We start from the raw sequence: 18,292 nt of genomic DNA, 5'->3' as shown, positions 1-18,292 counted from the left end.
AATGGCAACACCGGCAGCATGGCTGTTGGATAGCCCGCTCAACGTACAGGAAACCTTGGCGCGGGGACTGCTTCAAATTCGAGCCGTGGAACTGAGGCCGGATGATCCGTTCACGTGGTCGTCCGGATGGAAAGCGCCCATCTACTGCGACAACCGGAAAATCCTTGGCTATCCGGTCGTTCGGGATGTGGTGGTTCGCGGTCTGCAGTCCATCGTGGCCCAGTTCTATCCTGGAACGGACATTGTGGCCGGCGCGGCGACGGGCGGGATTGCCCACGCCGCCATGGTCGCGGACAGGCTCGGATTGCCGACCGCCTACGTCCGGAGCAGTGCCAAAGGCCACGGTCGCCAACGCCGGGTCGAGGGGCGTTGCGACGCCGGCATGTCCGCCATACTCATTGAAGACACGCTGTCTACGGGCAGGTCTGCGTATGATGCGGTGGAAGCGCTGCGGGAAGAGGGCATTCACGTGCTGGCCGTGTGTGCCATCTTCTCCTACGACTTTGCGCAAGCCGCTGAGCGGGCGGCAGCCAGCGGTGTCCCGGCGTATCGCCTGTTGGATTACAGCAAGCTGATATCGGTCGCCACAGATTCGGGATACATCGAACCTGCGGATGTGGACCGCCTGCTGCAGTGGCGGACTTCGCCGGAAACGTACGGCCGCTCCTAGCCGAGCCTCGAGGTGCAGCGATAAGACGCATCCGCGGCGACGGCCGGTCGCGGACGACGAGTCGGCGCTTCATGGGCAAGCCTTCAAATCGTGGGACCGGGCAACTGGTTCCACGTTTCTTTCTTTCGGCTGACCGCTTGGCCCACGTAGATGGAGCCGTCGGCGTCCACTTTGTAGTCGTACACCGCCAGCGGGTCTGGCGCCGGAGAATTGGGCGTGGGCACGCCGTAAATGTTGTACATGCTGCCGTGGCACGGACAAAGAAACCAACTCTGCCCATTGTTGTACTTCGGAGCCACCGACTTCCCATTGTCTTCCGATCCGTTCACGTGACAGCCCAGATGCGTGCAGACATGGGACATAATCATCAGTTTGTTCTGATATTTGATGACAAAGACGTCGTTATCCTTGTCCTGGGAGTTCCAAGCGTCATCGATGTGCTCCTGGAACTTGACGTGTTTTGGCAGCTTGTCATCGAAGTCCGACACTTTCCAGTCGGTCTTGTTGAACGTGCCACTGCCGCTGCGGTGAAGCGGATCGAAAACGCTTGCCACCAGGGGTGCGCCAACCAAAGTACCCATGAACGCACCGGTTCCTCCCAGAACATAGGTGAGAAATTGACGGCGGGTGAGGGATTTGTCCAGTGCGGTCAGGTGTTCGGATGCAGGGTCCGCGGGCTGGCGTGGACGGACGTTCATACGCATACCTCCTCGCAAAACTCCGAATGATCTGAAGTCGGTGCGTGTGAAAAGGTGGGAACGGAATATACCAATCCTATGGTATCACGGGATGAGTCCACGGTATAGAGAGAGTTTGTCCGAGACAGAAACGACCGCCAACGCGGTGGGACCGGTTGGCGGTCGTTGGGCGCCCGTTTGCGCGGGCGGAGGGGAGTCCCAGCGCACCGCGCGTCAAAGCGGGGCTCGGCGCAGGCCCTTATACCCACCCGCGCCAACGCATGGCTTCCGCAAACGGCTTGATGCCCATCATGTACGCCGCCAAACGGGTGGAGACTTTATACCGTTCGGTCGTCTTCAGGACGTTGTGGACAGAGTTGACCATCATCGTTTCGAGACGGCGGTTGACCTCTTCCTCGGTCCAGTACCAGCCTTGGCTGTTTTGCACCCATTCGAAATACGACACCGTGACACCGCCAGCGTTCGCCAGCACATCGGGGACGACCAAGATATTGCGTTCGGCGAGGATCTCATCCGCCCCCGGCGTGGTGGGCCCGTTTGCCGCCTCCACGATGATGGAAGCTTGAATGTCGTGCGCGTTCTTTTCGGTGATTTGGTTCTCCAACGCGGCTGGAATCAGCACGTCGCACGGCTGCACCAGGAATTCCTCCTGCGGCAGCACGTGGTCGAACGCCGGTGTGACCATGCCGAACGAGTCGCGTTGGTCGAATAGTTCAGGGATATTCAATCCGTTTTCGTCATAAATGCCGCCGCCGGCGTCGCTGATGCCGACCACTTTCGCGCCCATCTGATGCAGAATCAGCGCGACGTTGCTGCCCACGTTGCCGAAGCCCTGCACCAGCACGCGCAAATCCTGCACCCGCCGCTGCTGCGTGGCGGCCGCTTCGCGCATGGCGACGCAGACACCGAGGGCCGTGGCTTTTTCGCGTCCCTGCGAGCCGCCCAACACCAACGGCTTACCGGTGATGAATCCGGGTGAATCATACTCTCGGATGCGGCTGTACTCGTCATACATCCACGCCATGATCTGAGGGTTGGTGTACACGTCCGGCGCAGGGATATCCTTGGCCGGTCCGACGATTTGGCTGACCGCGCGAACATAGCCGCGGGCCAGGCGTTCCTGTTCGGCGACGGACATCGCCCGCGGATCGCAAATGATGCCGCCCTTGGCACCACCGTAAGGCAATCCGAAGATGCCGCACTTGATGCTCATCCAAATGGATAGTGCCTTGACCTCGTCCAGCGTCACGCCGGGATGAAAGCGGATTCCACCTTTGGTGGGGCCGACCGCGTCATTGTGCTGAGCGCGGAATCCGGTGAACACTTCGACGCGACCGTCATCCATCCGCACCGGGATGCGTAAGGTCAATACGCGCACCGGCTCCTTCAGGAGTTCGTACACCGCATCGCTGTATCCAAGTCTGTCCAGGGCCGTTTTGACGACGTTCTGCGTATTTGTCAGCACGTTTTCACCGGGCGCGGGCATGTTGGCGCCGGCCGCCAGTCGTTTGCTGACCTGTGTCATATGTGACGCTCCTCTCACAGATGCGGGGCCAGGTTCGCCCCACGTGTACCTGTCTCCGTTTCATAATAAATCAGTCGGGGCAGGATGGAAAGTGGAACGGCGGGTACACGTCCATTTTTATCCGGTGCGTTGAAGGTGAGGTGCAGATGATGAACGAGTCGAGAGTGACGCGCAACCCCGTGTGGTCCCGTGTGCGCGGCGTCACGTCATCGGTGGCGTTTCACGTGCTGGTGTCCGCCCTCATCCTGGTGTTGGTCTTCCTGCACCCGCCGTTGATGTTTTTTGGGGACACCGACACCGCGCGCAACTACTTGAACACCATCATTTCTTCTCTATCCACCATTCTGGCGCTCTGCATCTCCATCATTCTGGTTGCGATTCAGTTGACGGCCAGCAACTACACGCACCGCGTGCTGGACTTCTACATGCGACTGCCGTACAACGGCTCTCTGTTCTTATTCTACCTGGTGACCATCATGCACAGTTTTATTTTGATGGCGGTCATTCGCGACCCTGAGCGAGATCCGCTTCCCGCCACGTTGGCCCGCGATATGAGCGCGGACCTGGTGATGGTGGCAATCTGTTTCGTCAGCTTGCTGCTGTACATGTACGCCGTGGTCCAGTTGCTCAAACCCGAACGCATCATTGAACTCGTGCTCCGCGACTACCAGCGCGCATATCGGCGCGGGAATTTTCGAGGTGCTCTGGACAACGTGGAGCAGCTCTGCGACATCGCCAAACGGGCAGCATCGTTCAGCGATTCGGTGACCGCCATGCACTGCGTGGAAGCGCTGCTCGACATCGGCAAGGCGTTGCCTCTGCCCGCTCGCCGGGATGATCCGATGCTCACCGTGCACGAGAACTTGATCAATCAATGGATGGAAATCCTGAGCGTGGCCGTCAAAGATAAGGAGACCGGGCTCATCTATGCGGTGCTGGACGGGCTGCGGGTCCAAGGCGAGCACTACATTCACCATCAGGCGTGGCAGCCGTCGGAGTTGGTCATTCGCGCGTACCGCCACCTGACGTTCAGCGATTTTCTGGCGGATGGACACGTGTTTTACGCGGACAAGGTGGCGGACCGACTGTATCACCTCGCCCATTGTGCGGCGGCGCAGGGTGAGCGCGGTGAGACGTTTTCGGTGCGCACGTTTGACGTGATTCGCATGGTGGGTGAAACGACTTTCCGCGAAAATCCGTCGGCGGTCGCCAGCCTGCTGGATGGATTTCTCCTGTCCGAACGCTTCGCGTCCACGCTCGCCGCCCTGCACAATCCGGCGCAACAGGAAGCGGGGCTCATTCTCTACTTTCAATTGTGGAAAGTGTTCGTGTCGTCCGCGGGGCGGCGGGACGTGGCTCGCTGGGCCGTGTGGTGGGAGGAAACCATGCCGCCGGCGCAGCGGCGGCTGGGACGGGAACTCGCGGTGTTGCTCGGGGTGCATGAACAGGCCGTGGACGCGGTGGAAACGATCTGTCGGATTTGGCACGCCCACGTGGCTGACATGGACTTTGCCGCGTCGGAGCAGGCGGGCCAGAGTCACGTGTTGGCCCTGTTTGACGGGTGGTCCTGGCCGAGCGTGGTGGCGCGTGCAAAATCGTTTGGCGCCAAGGATGAACGTCCATCAGGTTGTTGACGACGCGGGTTGACGCGCCATGATGGCGGCCACGCTCGGCCGGTCGGGGGTCACGTACAATGTGTGCTGATGCTTGTAGAGCACGTGGCCTGGACGGCTTCCGCTGGGTTTCCACACATTTCGGATCTCGGTGTAGTCCACCGCCACGTTCGCTGAATCCCGCCCTTTGCTGAAGTACGCGGCCAGCAGCGCCGCTTCGTGAAGGGTGCGCTCGGGCACAGGCCGGTTGCGCGGCGCGCGAATGACCACGTGACTGCCGGGCATGTCTTTGACGTGCAACCAGACGTCGAAGGGCTGGCTGGACTTCAGGGTGAGCCTGTCGTTCTGAGCATTGTTGCGTCCCACCAGAATGGTGTATCCATCCGTGCTGACGAATGTGTCCGGTTGCCCGGTGGCGGGCTTGTTCCGCGGTGACGGCTTGCGTCGTTGCCGCCGAAGCGGCCGTTCGGACAGGAATCCTTCCTTCACCAATTCCTCGCGAAGCCCTTCCAATTGGTTCGGGGTGGCGTCCTGCAAGTGAACGAGCACATTTTCCAGATACCGCATGTCGTCGTCCACCTGTGCCAGTTCCTGTTCGAGCAGTGGCAGCGCCCGCTTCTTTTTGCTCGCCTGCTTGAAGTAGCGCTGGGCGTTCTCGATGGCGCTTTGCGCCGGATGAAGGTCGATGGTGAGCGGGCGGTCTTCGTCGTAGAAGTTCGGCAGGGTCACCTCGCTGGCACCCTTTGGCACGAGATGCGGATAGGCGGTGAGCAGTTCGCCCCGAATCCGCAGCTGTTCGTGGTCTTGACTGTCCTCCTGTTGCTCCAACAGCTTCTGACGCTTTCCGCGCAGTTTGTCCAGGTGTTGGTTGACCACTCGCTCCAGTTCGGACGCCATGTGCGACGTGTGGATGCGCCCCATCCATTCGCGGTACAGCGCCTCCACCGCAGCGCCGATGCTTGCCATCGTCTGGTGAGCGGGCAAGTGCGTTAAGAGAAACGGCGCGGCGGCTTGCGGAACGCCAAGCGCATCCAGCCCAAGGCTCGCTGGTTCCGCTCCTTGGAGAACCGCCTGGAACACCTGCTGGATGGCCTGGACAACGGCGCCCGGCGCCAGTGATCCGGCCCGGTGCAGAATCTCGGCCGCCGCCAGCGGCCCCATGCCCGCGACCAACTGGCTGAGCTTCAGCTTTTGTTGCTTGGCGGGCAATGAGGCCAATTCCAGCAGCTCAATATCGTCTGCCGTGACCTGGTCGAACGACCTCTTGTTGAGCGGTGGAGCTGGTTGATAGTCAAGCCCCGGGAGCACCTGTCGGACGCGCGACATATCCCTCGTCACATGCACGATGCTGTCGATGATGCGCTGCGGGCGCCCGTCCGGATCTGTGGTCGTCAGAATCACGTTGCTGTGCTTTCCCATCATCTCGACGATGAGGAGATACGTCACCAAATCCCCGATGTCGTTCTGCGCCTCGAACGCCAGTTCCAGCACTCGGTCCCATCCCTGCTGGCGGATGGCCACGAGCCTGCCCGACTCCAGCCGCTTTCGGAGGAGCATGCAGAACATCGGCGGTTCTTCCGGATTTTGTGGACGTTCTCCGTGAAGCAGATGAACTCTCGCGTACTGGCGGTGAGCGGACAGCAGCAGACGTTCCGTCCGGTCCTTGGTCCGCAGCGTCACGACCAGTTCACGAGCATTCGGTTGGTGAATTTTTTCAACTCGCGCCCCAACCAGGCTGGCTGACAGTTCCCGGCACAGGGCGTGAAGGGTCAATGCGTCCATGAGCTACCTCTCTTTTCTTGCGAGTTTCGCGCAGTGGGGACCGCGGTAGCGGCCCGTGTTCCTACTGTACCAAAAGTCGCTGCGCGGCGGCAGGTGGCACGGTGTCCGCGAGGTTGCGCGTGGGACATGTTTGCTGCGGTACAAGCATACAGATTACGAGACAGGAACCGAGCGTTTTGCGGACGCGCGACCGGTGGCGGCCGGCGGCCAACGCATTCCGCGGGCCTCCTCGCAGCGCCTCCGCCTGCTGCAATACCCGTGGACGCCGCAAAGCGCCAAGGAATCACGAAGGGGTGGCACCAGTGGAGAAAATCTGGCATTCGCTGTCGGCGAAGGACTGCCTCGGTCTCTTGGAGAGCGGGCCCGGCGGGCTCTCCGAGGCGCAAGTGGAGGAACGTCGACAAACGCACGGGTTGAACCAATTGATTGAAGGCGAAAAGGTATCGCTGCTGACCCTCTTCTTCAACCAGTTCCGGGATTTCATGATTCTCGTTCTGCTCGCGGCGACCCTGATCTCCGGGTTGCTGGGTGAGTATACGGATGCCATCACCATCGTCGCCATCATCGTGCTCAACGGCATCCTTGGGTTCATCCAAGAAGTCAAAGCGGAACGGTCCCTGGCGGCTCTGAAGGAACTAACCGCGCCGATGGCGCGCGTCCGGCGCGACGGGCAGGTGGCGACCATCCCCGCTCGCGACCTGGTGCCCGGTGACATCGTGCTCCTGGAAGGCGGAGATCGGGTGCCTGCCGATGGGCGGATTTTACAGGCGCACGGCCTGGATGTCGAAGAATCGTCGCTGACCGGCGAATCGGTGCCCGTGACAAAACAGGCGCAGGCCATCGTGGATCCTGTCTCCGCGCTCGGCGACCGGGTCAACATGGTGTACATGGGCACGCTCGTGACGCGCGGCAAAGCCGAAGTGCTGGTGACGGGCATCGGGATGAACACGGAAATGGGCAAGATTGCCGGGTTGATGCAGCAATCCGAAGAAACCCTCACGCCGCTTCAGCGCCGGCTGGATCAACTGGGCAAGGTCCTGGTGTGGGTCGCGCTCGCCATCACGCTGCTGGTGGTGGTGACCGGTGTGCTTCACGGCCATAAACTGTATGAAATGTTCCTCGCCGGCGTGAGTTTGGCCGTGGCCGCCATTCCGGAAGGACTGCCGGCGATTGTGACGATTGCTCTGGCGCTCGGTGTGCAGCGCATGATCAAGCGGCACGCCATCGTTCGCAAACTCCCGTCGGTGGAAACACTCGGCTGCGCCAGCGTGGTTTGCTCTGACAAAACGGGCACCCTGACGCAGAACCGGATGACCGTGCAGCGCGTGTTTGCGAACGGCGAGTGGTACCAGGTGAGCGGGGCCGGTTATCAGCCGGTCGGGGAGTTCCTGTACGAGAATACGCCCATCCAGCCGCTGCGCCGCCCGGCGCTCAAGTGGTTGGTGGAAATTGCTGCGGCGTGCAACAACGCCGTGATGAAGCTGCAGAAGGTCGATGGCGGCGAGGAATGGCAGTGCGAGGGCGATCCCACCGAAGGCGCGCTGCTCGTGCTGGCCCGCAAGGCGGGCTTCGACAACCCGGAAGCAGTGTACGAACGGCTGGACGAATTGCCGTTCGACTCGGATCGCAAATTGATGTCCGTGCTGGTGCGGCGCGGCGACGAGGTATATCTGCTCACGAAGGGAGCCCCGGACGTCCTGTTGGAGCGGTGCACGCACGCGTTGTCCGGCGGGCGGGAGGAGCCCATGTCCTCCAGTTTGCGGAAACAGGCGCTGCAGGCAAATCAGAAAATGGCGGGATCCGCGTTGCGCAACCTGGCGTTCGCGTATCGCCGATTTCGCAGCGTCGAAGCGGCAAAGTCGGAGAAAGATCCGGAATCCAACCTCGTGTTTGTGGGCATGTGCGGCATGATGGATCCGCCGCGCGAAGAAGTGTTTGAGGCCATCCGCAAATGCCACACGGCCGGCATTCGAACGGTGATGATCACGGGCGATCACCAGGAAACGGCGACCGCCATCGCCCGCCAACTGGACATTCTGCCGGCGGAGGGCCGCGTATTGTCCGGCGCGGAACTCGATGGATTAGATGACGATGCGCTGCGCCGGGCGGTGGAACACACGTATGTGTACGCGCGCGTCACGCCGGAGCACAAATTGCGCATTGTGAGAGCGCTTCAGGCCAACGGCGAAATTGTGGCCATGACGGGAGACGGCGTGAACGACGCGCCGGCCATCAAGCAGGCCGATATCGGCATCGCGATGGGGATGACCGGCACCGATGTGGCCAAGGAAGCGTCGGCATTGGTGCTCGCGGACGACAACTTTGCGACGATTGTCGCGGCCGTCGAAGAAGGACGCGGTATCTACGACAATATCAAGAAATTCATACGCTACCTGTTGGCCAGCAACGTGGGAGAAATCGTGACCATGTTTGCGGCTATGCTGGCGGGATTGCCTCTTCCGCTGCTGCCGATTCAAATTCTCTGGGTGAACCTGGTCACCGACGGATTGCCGGCCATTGCACTCGGGGTCGATCCCGCCGAAGAGGAGATTATGAATCGGCCTCCGCGAAAGATCAGCGAAGGGATCTTCGCGAATGGTCTGTGGTTGAAAATCCTCAGCCGCGGCATTCTCATCGGGCTGGCGACCCTGGCGGTCTTTCTGTGGTCGCTCTGGACGTCCGGCGACGTGGCGGAGGCGCAGACCATGGCGTACAGCACTCTGACCTTGTCTCAGTTCATTCTCGTCTTCGACTGCCGCAGCGTCGAGGGCGGCATTTTCCATCGCAGTCTGTTCGGCAACGTTTGGTTGTTGATGGCGGTCGCGTCGTCGCTGGTGTTGTTCCTGTTGACCATATACGTGCCCGCGTTGTCGGCGGTGTTCAAGACCGTTCCGCTGGGACCTGGAGCCTGGGGGGTGGTCCTGGCGGCTGCGGCGGTGCCGACCTTCGCGCTGTCCCTGCGTCGGGCCGGCCGCAAAGCGTGGAAAGCCAAAGCGGCTGCGTGAATGGGATTTGGTGGCGGTTGACGATGCCGGCGAGGCATCGTCAACCGTTTTTCGCGTTCTTTCATGATGTTTGGCGTAATCTTATGAAAACCGGACCTTTCAAGAGCATGGATGAGATAACTTGTCTTCATGGCAATGGGTGGAGTAGAATAGGATCACGTTGAGGAGGCTCGACCATGGCACTGTGCAGCATGACGGGGTTTGGACAAGCGGTGGTGGAACACGGGAATTACCGGTTGAAGGTGGAGATCCGCAGCGTGAATCATCGATTTGCCGAATTCTCCATCCGGGCCCCACGAGACTGGTTGGCCGTGGAAGAGCCGGTACGGGCTTTGTTGAAACAACGGATTGCCAGAGGGCGTCTCGATGTGTTCATCACCGTCGAGGAAACGGCGGTGGCGCCGCGGCCGGTCATGGTGGACTGGTCGATGTTTGACCGTTTGTGCGACATTGAGCGGGAGGCCTGGGAGCGACAGGGGGTGGCGGAGAAGCCGCCGTCGGTGCTGACATGGCTCACGTACCCCAACGTTTTGCAGTCCATGCCGGTGCCGGTGGATGTCGACGGGCTGCAGGAGGGAATCCTGGATGCCGTGTCGCAGGCCTGTGAGATGCTGGTGGCCATGCGCGGGCGAGAGGGTGCGCGAATGGGGGCAGATCTGTCCGCCAAGGCAAACGCGCTGGAAGAGCGCATCGCGCAGATGGAGCAATTGGCCGACCGCCTGCACCACGAGCTTCACGACAAGTTGCTGCGTCGCCTGCGGGATTTGGTAGACGCGGTGGACGAGTCCCGGCTGCTGACCGAGGTCGCGCTGTTGGCGGAGCGGAGCACGGTGGATGAGGAGTTGGTTCGCCTGCGGAGCCACCTGTCGGAATTCATGTCCTTGTTGGCCGCGGGCAGCCCGGTGGGGCGCAGGTTGGATTTTATTGTCCAGGAAATGCATCGCGAAGTGAACACCATCGGAAGTAAAGCGACGGATGCGCGACTGTCGTCGCTGGTGATTGATGCGAAAACGCTCGTGGAACAGTTGCGCGAACAGGTTCAAAACATTGAATGACGGGCTTTGCTCTGCCGTTTCGGCGATGGCGGCGCGGGTCCGGGAAAAGGGGAGCTTCGCGGTGAGCATCAAACTGATCAATATCGGATTCGGAAACATTGTGTCTGCGAATCGGATCATTTCCATCGTCAGTCCGGAGTCGGCCCCCATCAAGCGGATCATTCAGGAGGCTCGGGACCGTGGCATGCTGATTGACGCCACGTACGGACGCAGGACGCGCGCGGTGATCATCACGGACAGTGACCACGTCATCCTTTCGGCGGTGCAGCCGGAGACGGTGGCGCATCGCTTGACCGCCAAGGATCAAATGTTGGACGATGAGGAATGAGGCAGATGACAACCCGGAAATCTGGGATTTTGTTTGTTGTGAGTGGACCCTCGGGCGCTGGCAAGGGTACGGTGTGCAAAGCGTTGATGGAGCGCAGACCGGAACTGTGTCTGTCTGTGTCCGTCACGACGCGTGCGCCGCGCCCGGGAGAAGTGCATGGGGTGAACTACTTTTTCGAGACCGAGAACACTTTCGAAGCCATGATTGCTAACCAGGAGTTGTTGGAATGGGCCAAGGTGTACGATAATTATTACGGGACGCCGCGCAGCTTTGTGGAAACCAAGCTGGCAGCGGGGTATGATGTTCTATTGGAGATTGATATTCAGGGGGCAATGCAGGTCAAACAGACCTATCCGGATGGGGTATTCATCTTTTTGATCCCTCCGTCCGCCACGGAGTTGGAAGCCCGCATCTTGGGGCGGGGTACGGAAACCGAAGAGTCGTTTCAAAAGCGATTCGGCGCTGCCCGCCACGAGCTGCAGATGATGAAGGAGTACAATTACGTGGTGGTCAACGATGTGGTTGAAGCGGCATGTCAACGCGTGGAGGCCATCATTGAGGCGGAGCACTGCAGCGTGTCGCGCAACCTGTATCTGCTCTCTGAATGGTGATCATGATTGCAAAGAAGTCGGCCTCCCGGCTGCACATGCACGGGGTGGACACGAAGACTTCGCGTCGGAAAGGGGTTGTCAGGACCATGTTGTATCCATCCATTGACCGATTGATGGAACTGGTCGATAGCAAGTACAGTCTGGTGGTTGCCACCTCGAAGCGGGCGCGCGCCCTGCAGGAACGGGAAGCGGCCAGCCCCGGATCGTCGACCACGCGGAACGTGAGCCGCGCGCTGTGGGAGATTGCGAACGGTCAGGTGAAGTACTTCCGGACTCGCGACGGAATTAAGTAAACATCGACAGAGATACGCATCGCTGGAACAACCGTCCGGTTGTTCTTTTTTACGTCAGGCTTTCCGTGCCTGCACCGTGCCTCGTCAGTGATTCCGCGTTGGCGGCATGGGGGCACCACGAGGGGGGAATCGGCGATGGCGAAGACCATTTTGCTCGGTGTGAGCGGGGGGATTGCGGCGTACAAAGCGGCGTCCATCTGCAGCACCCTGGTGAAGCAAGGACACGATGTACACGTGGTCATGACCGAACACGCGACCCGGTTTGTCGGGCCGCTGACGTTTCAGGCGCTGAGTCGCAATCCGGTATTGACAGACACGTTTGAGGAACCGAATCCGCATGAGATAGCACACATCGCCATAGCGGACCGGGCGGACGTATTCGTCGTTGCCCCAGCGACCGCCAACACCATCGCCAAGTTGGCGCATGGCCTTGCGGACGACATGTTGTCCACGATGGCGCTGGCGGCGCGCTGTCCGGTGCTGGTGGTGCCGGCGATGAACGTCAACATGTTCGCGCACCCGGCGGTGGTGGACAATGTGGCGCTGCTGCGGCGGCGCGGTGTGTACGTGATGGAACCTGGCACCGGTTTGCTCGCCTGCGGATGGACCGGCAAAGGACGCCTGCCGGAACCGGAGGACGTAGTGGCAGCGATTGAGCGGTTGTTGGAGGCGCGGCAGGACCTCGGTGGATTGCGGGTGGTGGTGACCGCCGGTCCGACGGTGGAGGATCTGGATCCGGTGCGGTATCTGAGCAACGGGTCCACCGGAAAGATGGGCTACGCCATCGCGGAGGCGGCGCGACAGCGGGGAGCGTCGGTCTGTCTCATCTCGGGTCCCACGGCGCTGCCTCCGGTGGCGGGCGCCGAGTTCATTCGGATCCGCTCCACCGAAGATCTGCTGGCGGCGGTTCAGGAACAGATGCCGACGGCGGATGTGCTCATTGGAGCGGCGGCGCCGGCGGACTTCCGGCCTACGGAGCGCCTGGCGCACAAGTGGAAGAAGTCGAACGGCATCCCCACCTTGACGCTGGAGCCGACGCCGGACGTGTTGGCAACGGTCGCCCGTGATAAACGACCTCATCAGGTTTTTGTGGGATTTGCAGCGGAGACGCAGGATGCGGTGGAACAGGGTAGGAAAAAACTGGAACAAAAGAACCTGGACCTCGTGGTGGTGAACGACGTCACCGAGGCGGGGGCCGGGTTCGGCGTGGACACCAATCGCGTGACTCTGGTGCGTAGAAACGGTGCGGATGTTGTGCTGCCGCTGATGTCCAAATTCGAGGTCGCGAACGCTCTCTTGGATCAGGTGGTTGACGTCCTGCACAGGAAACCGGCCGCAGCGCAGGAGCGCGATTGACGTGAGCGCGGTGGTCGTTGAGGTTGTGGTGGATGTGCGAAGCCGCGCCCTCGACCGAACGTTCGACTATTTTGTCCCGGATGTCTGGGCGGATGTGATTCAGCCGGGGCATCGCGTGTTCGTCTCGTTTGGAAAGCAGTACCGGCAAGCGTATGTGATTCGCAAACGCGAGGCGGATTCGGCGCAGGGATTGAAGCCCGTGCTCGAGTTGTTGGACGAGTTTCCCGTTCTGCCGCCGACGCTGCTCGCGCTGTGCGACTGGGTGCGCCAACGCTACGGGTGCACATGGGTGGATGCGATTCAGGCCGCTCTGCCGGCGGCGTTTCGCATGCAGCAGCGCCGGGTGTACGCGTGGAGCGGCGGTGCCCAGTGGGAGCCGGGGGATGCGGTGGAGGAAAAGGTCTGGCGTGTGCTTCGCGGCGGCCCGCTGTCATTTCACCAGTTGACGGCGCGCTGCGGCGCCGACGCGGCGTGGGTGTTGGAACGGTGGATCCGCACCGGGTTGGTGCGCGAGCAAGTGGCACACAAAGATCAGACCGGGGCGCAGACGGAATTCGTGCTGCGCCCCGTCGTGGACGCGGCGGCGCTGTGCGATGCTCTGGCGGCGCGGCGGCAACGCGCGCCGCGGCAGGCGAGTGTATTGGCTCAATTGCTGGATGCGGGGGAACTGCCGCTGAAGGCGGTCGGCATGCGGCCTTCTTCGCCGGCGGTGCAGGCGCTGCGGCAGGCGGGGCTGGTGGCCGTGGCCGAACGCCAGGTGCACCGGAGCCCACAGCCGATGGTCACGGAGGACAGGACGCGGGAGCAGCCGTTGACCGTGTGGCAGGCGCGGGCGCTGGACCAGATTCGCGATGCGATCGCGGCGAACCGACCTTCGACGGTGGTGGTTCACGGCGTGACGGGCAGCGGGAAGACGGAGCTCTACATGCGTGCGCTGGATATTGTGTTGCAGCGCGGTGGCAACGCCATTGTGTTGGTTCCGGAAATCGCATTGACGCCGCAGTTGGTCGGGCGATTTACGGCGCGCTTCGGTCAGCGCGTGGCCGTGCTGCACTCTGCGCTGTCGAACGGGGAAAAGCGGGACGAGTGGCTGCGCATCCGCCGCGGCGATGCGGACATTGTCATCGGCGCCCGTTCCGCGGTCTTCGCGCCGGTTCGTTCGCTCCAATTAATCATCATCGATGAAGAGCACGAGCCATCCTACAAACAGGACGAAACCCCGCGGTACGATGCTCGCGATGTCGCCGAGCAGCGCGCGCAAGCGGAAGGCGCGGTGCTCGTCTGCGGATCGGCCACGCCGTCGCTGCGCGCCCTCGAACGGGTTGCCGCAGGTGAAGCGAGGTTGGCGACGTTGCCGCAGCGGGCCAACGGACAACCGCTGCCACCGGTCCTGGTGGTGGATATGCGCGAGGAACTGAAGGCGGGGAACCGCAGTTTGTTCAGCCGCGCATTGTTGTCAGGACTGGAAGAGGCGGTGGCGGCGGGGCGGCAGGCCATTCTCTTTCTCAACCGGCGAGGCTACGCATCGTTTCTGTTGTGCCGCGCCTGCGGTCAGGTGCCGGAGTGTCCGAACTGCGACATTTCTCTGACGCTGCACAGGGGCAGGCACGGAGATTGGCTGCGTTGTCATTATTGCGGGTACACCGAGAACCACTCAGAGACCTGTCCGGCTTGCGGCGAACTGGCCCTGCGTCCGCACGGCGTCGGTACGCAGCAGGTGGAGCAGGTGCTGCATGAACAGTTCCCGGATTGGCGGCTGCTGCGGATGGATGTGGACACCACGCGGCGAAAGGGTATGCACCAATCCATCGTCTCACAGTTCTTGAACGGTGCTGCCGACGTCCTCATTGGAACGCAGATGGTGGCGAAAGGACTGGACTTTCCCAACGTCTCGTTCGTCGGTGTCATATCCGCCGACACGATGTTGGCGGTGCCGGATTACCGGGCGTCGGAACGAACCTTCCAACTGTTGACCCAGGTGGCAGGACGGGCGGGGCGCGCGGATGTGCCTGGACGAACCGTGGTTCAGACGTATCAACCGGATCACTACGCCATCACCGCTGCGGCAAGGCATGATTTCAATACGTTTTATCAGACGGAACGGCGGCTTCGCGAGGCGTTTGGCTACCCGCCGTTCTGCGAATTGGCGGTGTTCATGGCGAGCCATCGCGAACGCAGCTACGCGGAGGGGGCTGCCCGCCGATTTGAGCGGGAACTGCGCCGGCGCGCGGACGCAAACCCGCAGTTGACGGTGCTCCCGGCGGTCCCGGCCGGTGTGGAACGAGTCGAGGACCAATACCGATTTCAAGTTGTGGTAAAGTATTCACAATGGTTTGATGTGCGCTCGCCCATCCTGTCCGCCTTCCACGTGGTGGATGACAAAATGCGGCCCCTCGGTGGATTCTGCAGCTTGGATGTGAACGCGGGACGCATCTGAATCCAATCGGCTTTCGCGGGTCGGCGGTCGGAAATGGCTCGCCACCCCTGGACATATGCGGTTGAAAGGAGACTGTTCGTTGTCAATCAGAATCATTCGGACCGGAGAAGATCCTGTGCTGCGTCAGATTGCCAAACCCGTGCCGGAGGTCACACCCGCCATCCTCAAATTGCTGGACGACATGGCGGAGACCATGTACCATGCGGAAGGGATTGGCTTGGCCGCCAACCAAATTGGTATTGCAAAGCGCCTCGTGGTGGTGGACGTCGGCGACGACAACGGGCGCCTCGATCTCATCAATCCGGAGATTCTTTCATCATCCGGATCGCAGACCGATTATGAAGGATGTCTGTCGCTGCCCGGCATCCGCGGTCCGGTCACCCGTGCCAGTCACATCCGCGTGAAATTCACGCAACGGTCCGGGGAGACGGTGGAGATGGACGCGGAAGGACTGCTGGCGCGCTGCATCCAGCATGAGGTAGACCATCTGAACGGGATTTTGTTCACGGATTACGTGAAGGCGGAGGATATCGTGTACGAAAAGGAGTCGCGCCGATGACCGCGGGGAACATCCGAGTGGTGTTCATGGGAACACCGGATTTTGCGCTGCCAAGCCTGCGGGCGCTGGCTTCACATCCTGCGTGTCAGGTGGTGGCGGCGGTGACACAGCCGGACAGGCCGGTGGGGCGTAAGCGGGTGGTGACGCCGCCACCTGTAAAGGTGGCCGCGGAGTCGCTTGGGATTCCGGTGCTGCAGCCCGTGCGGGCCGGAGCGCCGGAGACGCTGGCCGAGCTTGCGGAACTGGCGCCGGATGTGATTGTCACGGCTGCGTACGGACAGTTGCTTCCCCAGCGGCTGCTGGACATCCCCCGCTGCGGCTGTCTCAATGTGCATGCCTCGCTGCTGCCCCGCTGGCGCGGTGCTGCGCCCATTCAACGCGCCATCATGGCCGGAGATGCAGAAACCGGCGTGACGGTGATGGTCATGGTGAAGGCGCTGGATGCGGGCCCAATGGTGGCGGTGGAGCGCGTGCCGATTCGGGATGAAGACAACGCCGGTACCCTGCACGACAAACTGGCGGACGTTGGTGCGGCGCTCCTGTGCCGTGTGCTGCCCGACTACGTGGCGGGTACCCTGGTGCCAACGCCGCAGCCGGAAGTGGGAGTGACGTACGCGGAGAAGATCACCCGGGCGGACGAATGGATTGACTGGCGCCGCAGCACGACCGAGATTTGGCGCCATGTACGGGCGCTCGCCCCGCTGCCCGGCGCCGTGGCCGACCTGCAGGGCACACCGGTGAAAATTCTGGCTGCGTCGCCCGTTCCCGCTGGCGTGGCGCTGTCGGACGAGACGCCGGGAACCATCGTTCGGAATCCGCAGGTGGGAGTCTGCGTGCGCACGAGGGATGGATGGATTCGCCTGGAGACCGTCCAGCCGAGCGGGAAGCGGCGGATGTCCGCGGAGGACTGGATGCGTGGAATGGCCTCCGATGGACTGGTGTTCAATTCGAAAACTGAGGTGGACGCATGACGGCAGCAGCACGGATGGCGGCGTTTGCAGCGCTGCTGGACGTGGAAATGCGAAATCGATACGTAAACGTGGCCCTTCAGCATGCGTTGGACGAACGCGGGCTGAAGGGGCGCGACCGTGCGCTTTGCACGGAGTTGGTCTACGGGACCGTGCAGAGGCAGCGGTCCCTTGACACGTTGCTTCAACCATTGGTGCAACGGTCGGTGTCCGACTTGGATCCGCCGGTTTTGACCATATTGAGAATGACTGTGTATCAATTGACATATCTGACAAAGGTTCCGTCCTACGCCGCTGTCCACGACGCCGTGGAGCTCGCCAAAGCACATGCCCGTCGGGCGGCGGGATTCGTGAACGGCGTGCTGCGGGCCTTCATGCGCCAGCCAGGGGCACCGTTGGACCGGCTTCGGGAGGCCGCGTCGGAGGGCGGCGCGTGGGCCGACCGAATGGGGATTTTGCATTCGTATCCAACGTGGCTGCTGGAGCGGTGGGCGGGCACGTTTGGCCGGGAGAGTGCGGAGCGTCTGGCTGTGGCCTGCAACCAGGCAGCCAGTTTTTCCGCCCGCGTCAACCGTCTGAAGGCGGCGCCAGATACGGTGTTCGCAGGGCTTGAACAAGCGTACGGCGACATTGCGGAGCCGTCCCGGATTTGGCCCGACGGGATTCGGTTTCACCGAGGTGTGGAAATCTCTCGGTGGCCAGCCCTGCAAACCGGAGAGGTGGCTGTCCAGGATGAAGGCGCGATGCTGGCGTCTCCGTTGCTCGCGCCTCCGAAAGCCGGACGCGTGCTCGATATGTGCGCCGGATTAGGGACCAAGACCATCCACATTGCGGAACAGATGGGCGATGTCGGCGAAGTGATTGCATGCGACATCCATGCCCACAAGCTGCAGCACCTGCGGCAGGCCGCGGAACGCATGGGCGTCACATGCATCCGGCCACTGCTGGCGGATGCCCGGTCGTTGCCGGACAGACCCGGGTTTGCGGGGCAGTTCGACGCCGTGCTGCTGGATGCGCCCTGCTCCGGCCTCGGAGTGCTCCGGCACCGGCCGGACATTCGGTGGCGCCGCACCCCTGAGGACGTGGCGTCCCTCGCGGACTTGCAGCGGCAGTTGCTCCGTGCGGCGGCCAGGCTCGTCAAGCCAGGCGGCGTTGTTCTATACGCCACCTGCACGCTGCTGCCGGAGGAAAACGAGGACGTCGTGCAGTCCGTGCTCGACGACGGGGACGCCCATCTGGAATGGGCCGGCGTCCATCTGCCTTCGTTGCCACCGCCGCTGCGGGATGGTGCCCGGATGGGACGCTTGTTGATTCGCCCTGACGAATTTGGCACGGATGGCTTTTTCTATGCGCGTTTGATGAAGAAGAACCCGTGAGGGATGGGCCGCTGCG

The 18,292-nt window shown here is 61.8% G+C and carries 15 protein-coding genes; 12 read left to right on the top strand and 3 right to left on the bottom strand.

Features of this window, described 5'->3' with window-relative positions:
• The first annotated feature begins 1 nt into the window (after position 1).
• Positions 2–670: an orotate phosphoribosyltransferase gene (locus G463_RS0108315; protein WP_051322093.1), complete on the top strand. Its 669-nt coding sequence runs from the start codon at positions 2–4 to the stop codon at positions 668–670.
• An 83-nt stretch (positions 671–753) separates the two neighbouring features.
• Here the strand turns inward: G463_RS0108315 and G463_RS19465 are convergent, their stop codons facing one another.
• Both G463_RS19465 and G463_RS0108305 read right to left on the bottom strand, forming a co-directional pair.
• On the bottom strand, positions 754–1,368 hold the full coding sequence (locus G463_RS19465; protein ID WP_051322092.1) for a QcrA and Rieske domain-containing protein: 615 nt from the start codon (positions 1,366–1,368) through the stop codon (positions 754–756).
• A 238-nt stretch (positions 1,369–1,606) separates the two neighbouring features.
• Positions 1,607–2,893, bottom strand: coding sequence for a Glu/Leu/Phe/Val family dehydrogenase (locus G463_RS0108305; RefSeq protein ID WP_051322091.1), 1,287 nt, complete (start codon positions 2,891–2,893; stop codon positions 1,607–1,609).
• Between the two features lie 149 nt (positions 2,894–3,042).
• On the opposite strand from G463_RS0108305, the gene G463_RS0108300 reads away from it, so the two are divergent.
• Positions 3,043–4,527, top strand: coding sequence for a DUF2254 family protein (locus G463_RS0108300; protein WP_169725447.1), 1,485 nt, complete (start codon positions 3,043–3,045; stop codon positions 4,525–4,527).
• Here the strand turns inward: G463_RS0108300 and G463_RS0108295 are convergent.
• Positions 4,516–6,288 carry an Rqc2 family fibronectin-binding protein gene (locus G463_RS0108295; RefSeq protein WP_026974797.1) on the bottom strand — a complete coding sequence of 591 codons (1,773 nt, stop codon included), beginning with the start codon at positions 6,286–6,288 and terminating at the stop codon, positions 4,516–4,518. The genes G463_RS0108300 and G463_RS0108295 overlap by 12 nt on opposite strands.
• A gap of 302 nt (positions 6,289–6,590) precedes the next feature.
• Between G463_RS0108295 and G463_RS0108290 the strand changes: the two genes are divergently transcribed.
• The 10 genes from G463_RS0108290 to rsmB all read left to right on the top strand — a co-directional run bounded on the left by G463_RS0108290 (position 6,591) and on the right by rsmB (position 18,276).
• Positions 6,591–9,293 carry a calcium-translocating P-type ATPase, SERCA-type gene (locus tag G463_RS0108290; RefSeq protein ID WP_026974796.1) on the top strand — a complete coding sequence of 901 codons (2,703 nt, stop codon included), beginning with the start codon at positions 6,591–6,593 and terminating at the stop codon, positions 9,291–9,293.
• A gap of 176 nt (positions 9,294–9,469) precedes the next feature.
• A complete protein-coding gene (locus G463_RS0108285; RefSeq protein WP_026974795.1) occupies positions 9,470–10,348 on the top strand; it encodes a YicC/YloC family endoribonuclease in 879 nt (292 codons plus the stop codon).
• A 61-nt stretch (positions 10,349–10,409) separates the two neighbouring features.
• Positions 10,410–10,676, top strand: coding sequence for an extracellular matrix/biofilm regulator RemA (gene remA, locus G463_RS0108280; protein ID WP_026974794.1), 267 nt, complete (start codon positions 10,410–10,412; stop codon positions 10,674–10,676).
• Between the two features lie 5 nt (positions 10,677–10,681).
• On the top strand, positions 10,682–11,287 hold the full coding sequence (gmk, locus tag G463_RS0108275; RefSeq protein WP_026974793.1) for a guanylate kinase: 606 nt from the start codon (positions 10,682–10,684) through the stop codon (positions 11,285–11,287).
• A gap of 86 nt (positions 11,288–11,373) precedes the next feature.
• Complete coding sequence (rpoZ, locus tag G463_RS0108270) at positions 11,374–11,580, top strand: DNA-directed RNA polymerase subunit omega (protein WP_026974792.1); 207 nt, start codon at positions 11,374–11,376, stop codon at positions 11,578–11,580.
• Positions 11,581–11,715: 135 nt separating this feature from the next.
• Complete coding sequence (coaBC, locus tag G463_RS0108265) at positions 11,716–12,936, top strand: bifunctional phosphopantothenoylcysteine decarboxylase/phosphopantothenate--cysteine ligase CoaBC (protein ID WP_026974791.1); 1,221 nt, start codon at positions 11,716–11,718, stop codon at positions 12,934–12,936.
• 1 nt (position 12,937) lies between these two features.
• Complete coding sequence (gene priA, locus G463_RS0108260) at positions 12,938–15,373, top strand: primosomal protein N' (RefSeq protein WP_051322090.1); 2,436 nt, start codon at positions 12,938–12,940, stop codon at positions 15,371–15,373.
• Positions 15,374–15,452: 79 nt separating this feature from the next.
• Positions 15,453–15,932, top strand: coding sequence for a peptide deformylase (def, locus tag G463_RS0108255; protein ID WP_026974789.1), 480 nt, complete (start codon positions 15,453–15,455; stop codon positions 15,930–15,932).
• The gene (fmt, locus tag G463_RS0108250) at positions 15,929–16,903 is read left to right on the top strand and encodes a methionyl-tRNA formyltransferase (protein ID WP_035486330.1); all 975 of its coding nucleotides are present in this window, start codon (positions 15,929–15,931) and stop codon (positions 16,901–16,903) included. The genes def and fmt overlap by 4 nt, the downstream gene beginning before the upstream one ends.
• A complete protein-coding gene (rsmB, locus tag G463_RS0108245) occupies positions 16,900–18,276 on the top strand; it encodes a 16S rRNA (cytosine(967)-C(5))-methyltransferase RsmB (RefSeq protein WP_026974787.1) in 1,377 nt (458 codons plus the stop codon). The genes fmt and rsmB overlap by 4 nt, the downstream gene beginning before the upstream one ends.
• Positions 18,277–18,292 lie beyond the last annotated feature (16 nt).

Source organism: Alicyclobacillus contaminans DSM 17975 (assembly GCF_000429525.1).
GTDB classification, from domain to species: Bacteria; Bacillota; Bacilli; order Alicyclobacillales; family Alicyclobacillaceae; genus Alicyclobacillus_A; species Alicyclobacillus_A contaminans.
The sequence above is the reverse complement of the archived record's forward strand: the minus strand, read 5'-3'. Positions and strand labels throughout refer to the sequence as shown.

Excerpts from the sequence above, each read along its gene's own strand:
- G463_RS0108315 (WP_051322093.1), top strand. The coding sequence starts at position 2 with ATGGCAACACCGGCAGCATGGCTGTTGGATAGCCCGCTCAACGTACAG.
- G463_RS19465 (WP_051322092.1), bottom strand. The coding sequence starts at position 1,368 with ATGAACGTCCGTCCACGCCAGCCCGCGGACCCTGCATCCGAACACCTG.
- G463_RS0108305 (WP_051322091.1), bottom strand. The coding sequence starts at position 2,893 with ATGACACAGGTCAGCAAACGACTGGCGGCCGGCGCCAACATGCCCGCG.
- G463_RS0108300 (WP_169725447.1), top strand. The coding sequence starts at position 3,043 with ATGAACGAGTCGAGAGTGACGCGCAACCCCGTGTGGTCCCGTGTGCGC.
- G463_RS0108295 (WP_026974797.1), bottom strand. The coding sequence starts at position 6,288 with ATGGACGCATTGACCCTTCACGCCCTGTGCCGGGAACTGTCAGCCAGC.
- G463_RS0108285 (WP_026974795.1), top strand. The coding sequence starts at position 9,470 with ATGGCACTGTGCAGCATGACGGGGTTTGGACAAGCGGTGGTGGAACAC.
- gmk (WP_026974793.1), top strand. The coding sequence starts at position 10,682 with ATGACAACCCGGAAATCTGGGATTTTGTTTGTTGTGAGTGGACCCTCG.
- rpoZ (WP_026974792.1), top strand. The coding sequence starts at position 11,374 with ATGTTGTATCCATCCATTGACCGATTGATGGAACTGGTCGATAGCAAG.
- coaBC (WP_026974791.1), top strand. The coding sequence starts at position 11,716 with ATGGCGAAGACCATTTTGCTCGGTGTGAGCGGGGGGATTGCGGCGTAC.
- fmt (WP_035486330.1), top strand. The coding sequence starts at position 15,929 with ATGACCGCGGGGAACATCCGAGTGGTGTTCATGGGAACACCGGATTTT.
- rsmB (WP_026974787.1), top strand. The coding sequence starts at position 16,900 with ATGACGGCAGCAGCACGGATGGCGGCGTTTGCAGCGCTGCTGGACGTG.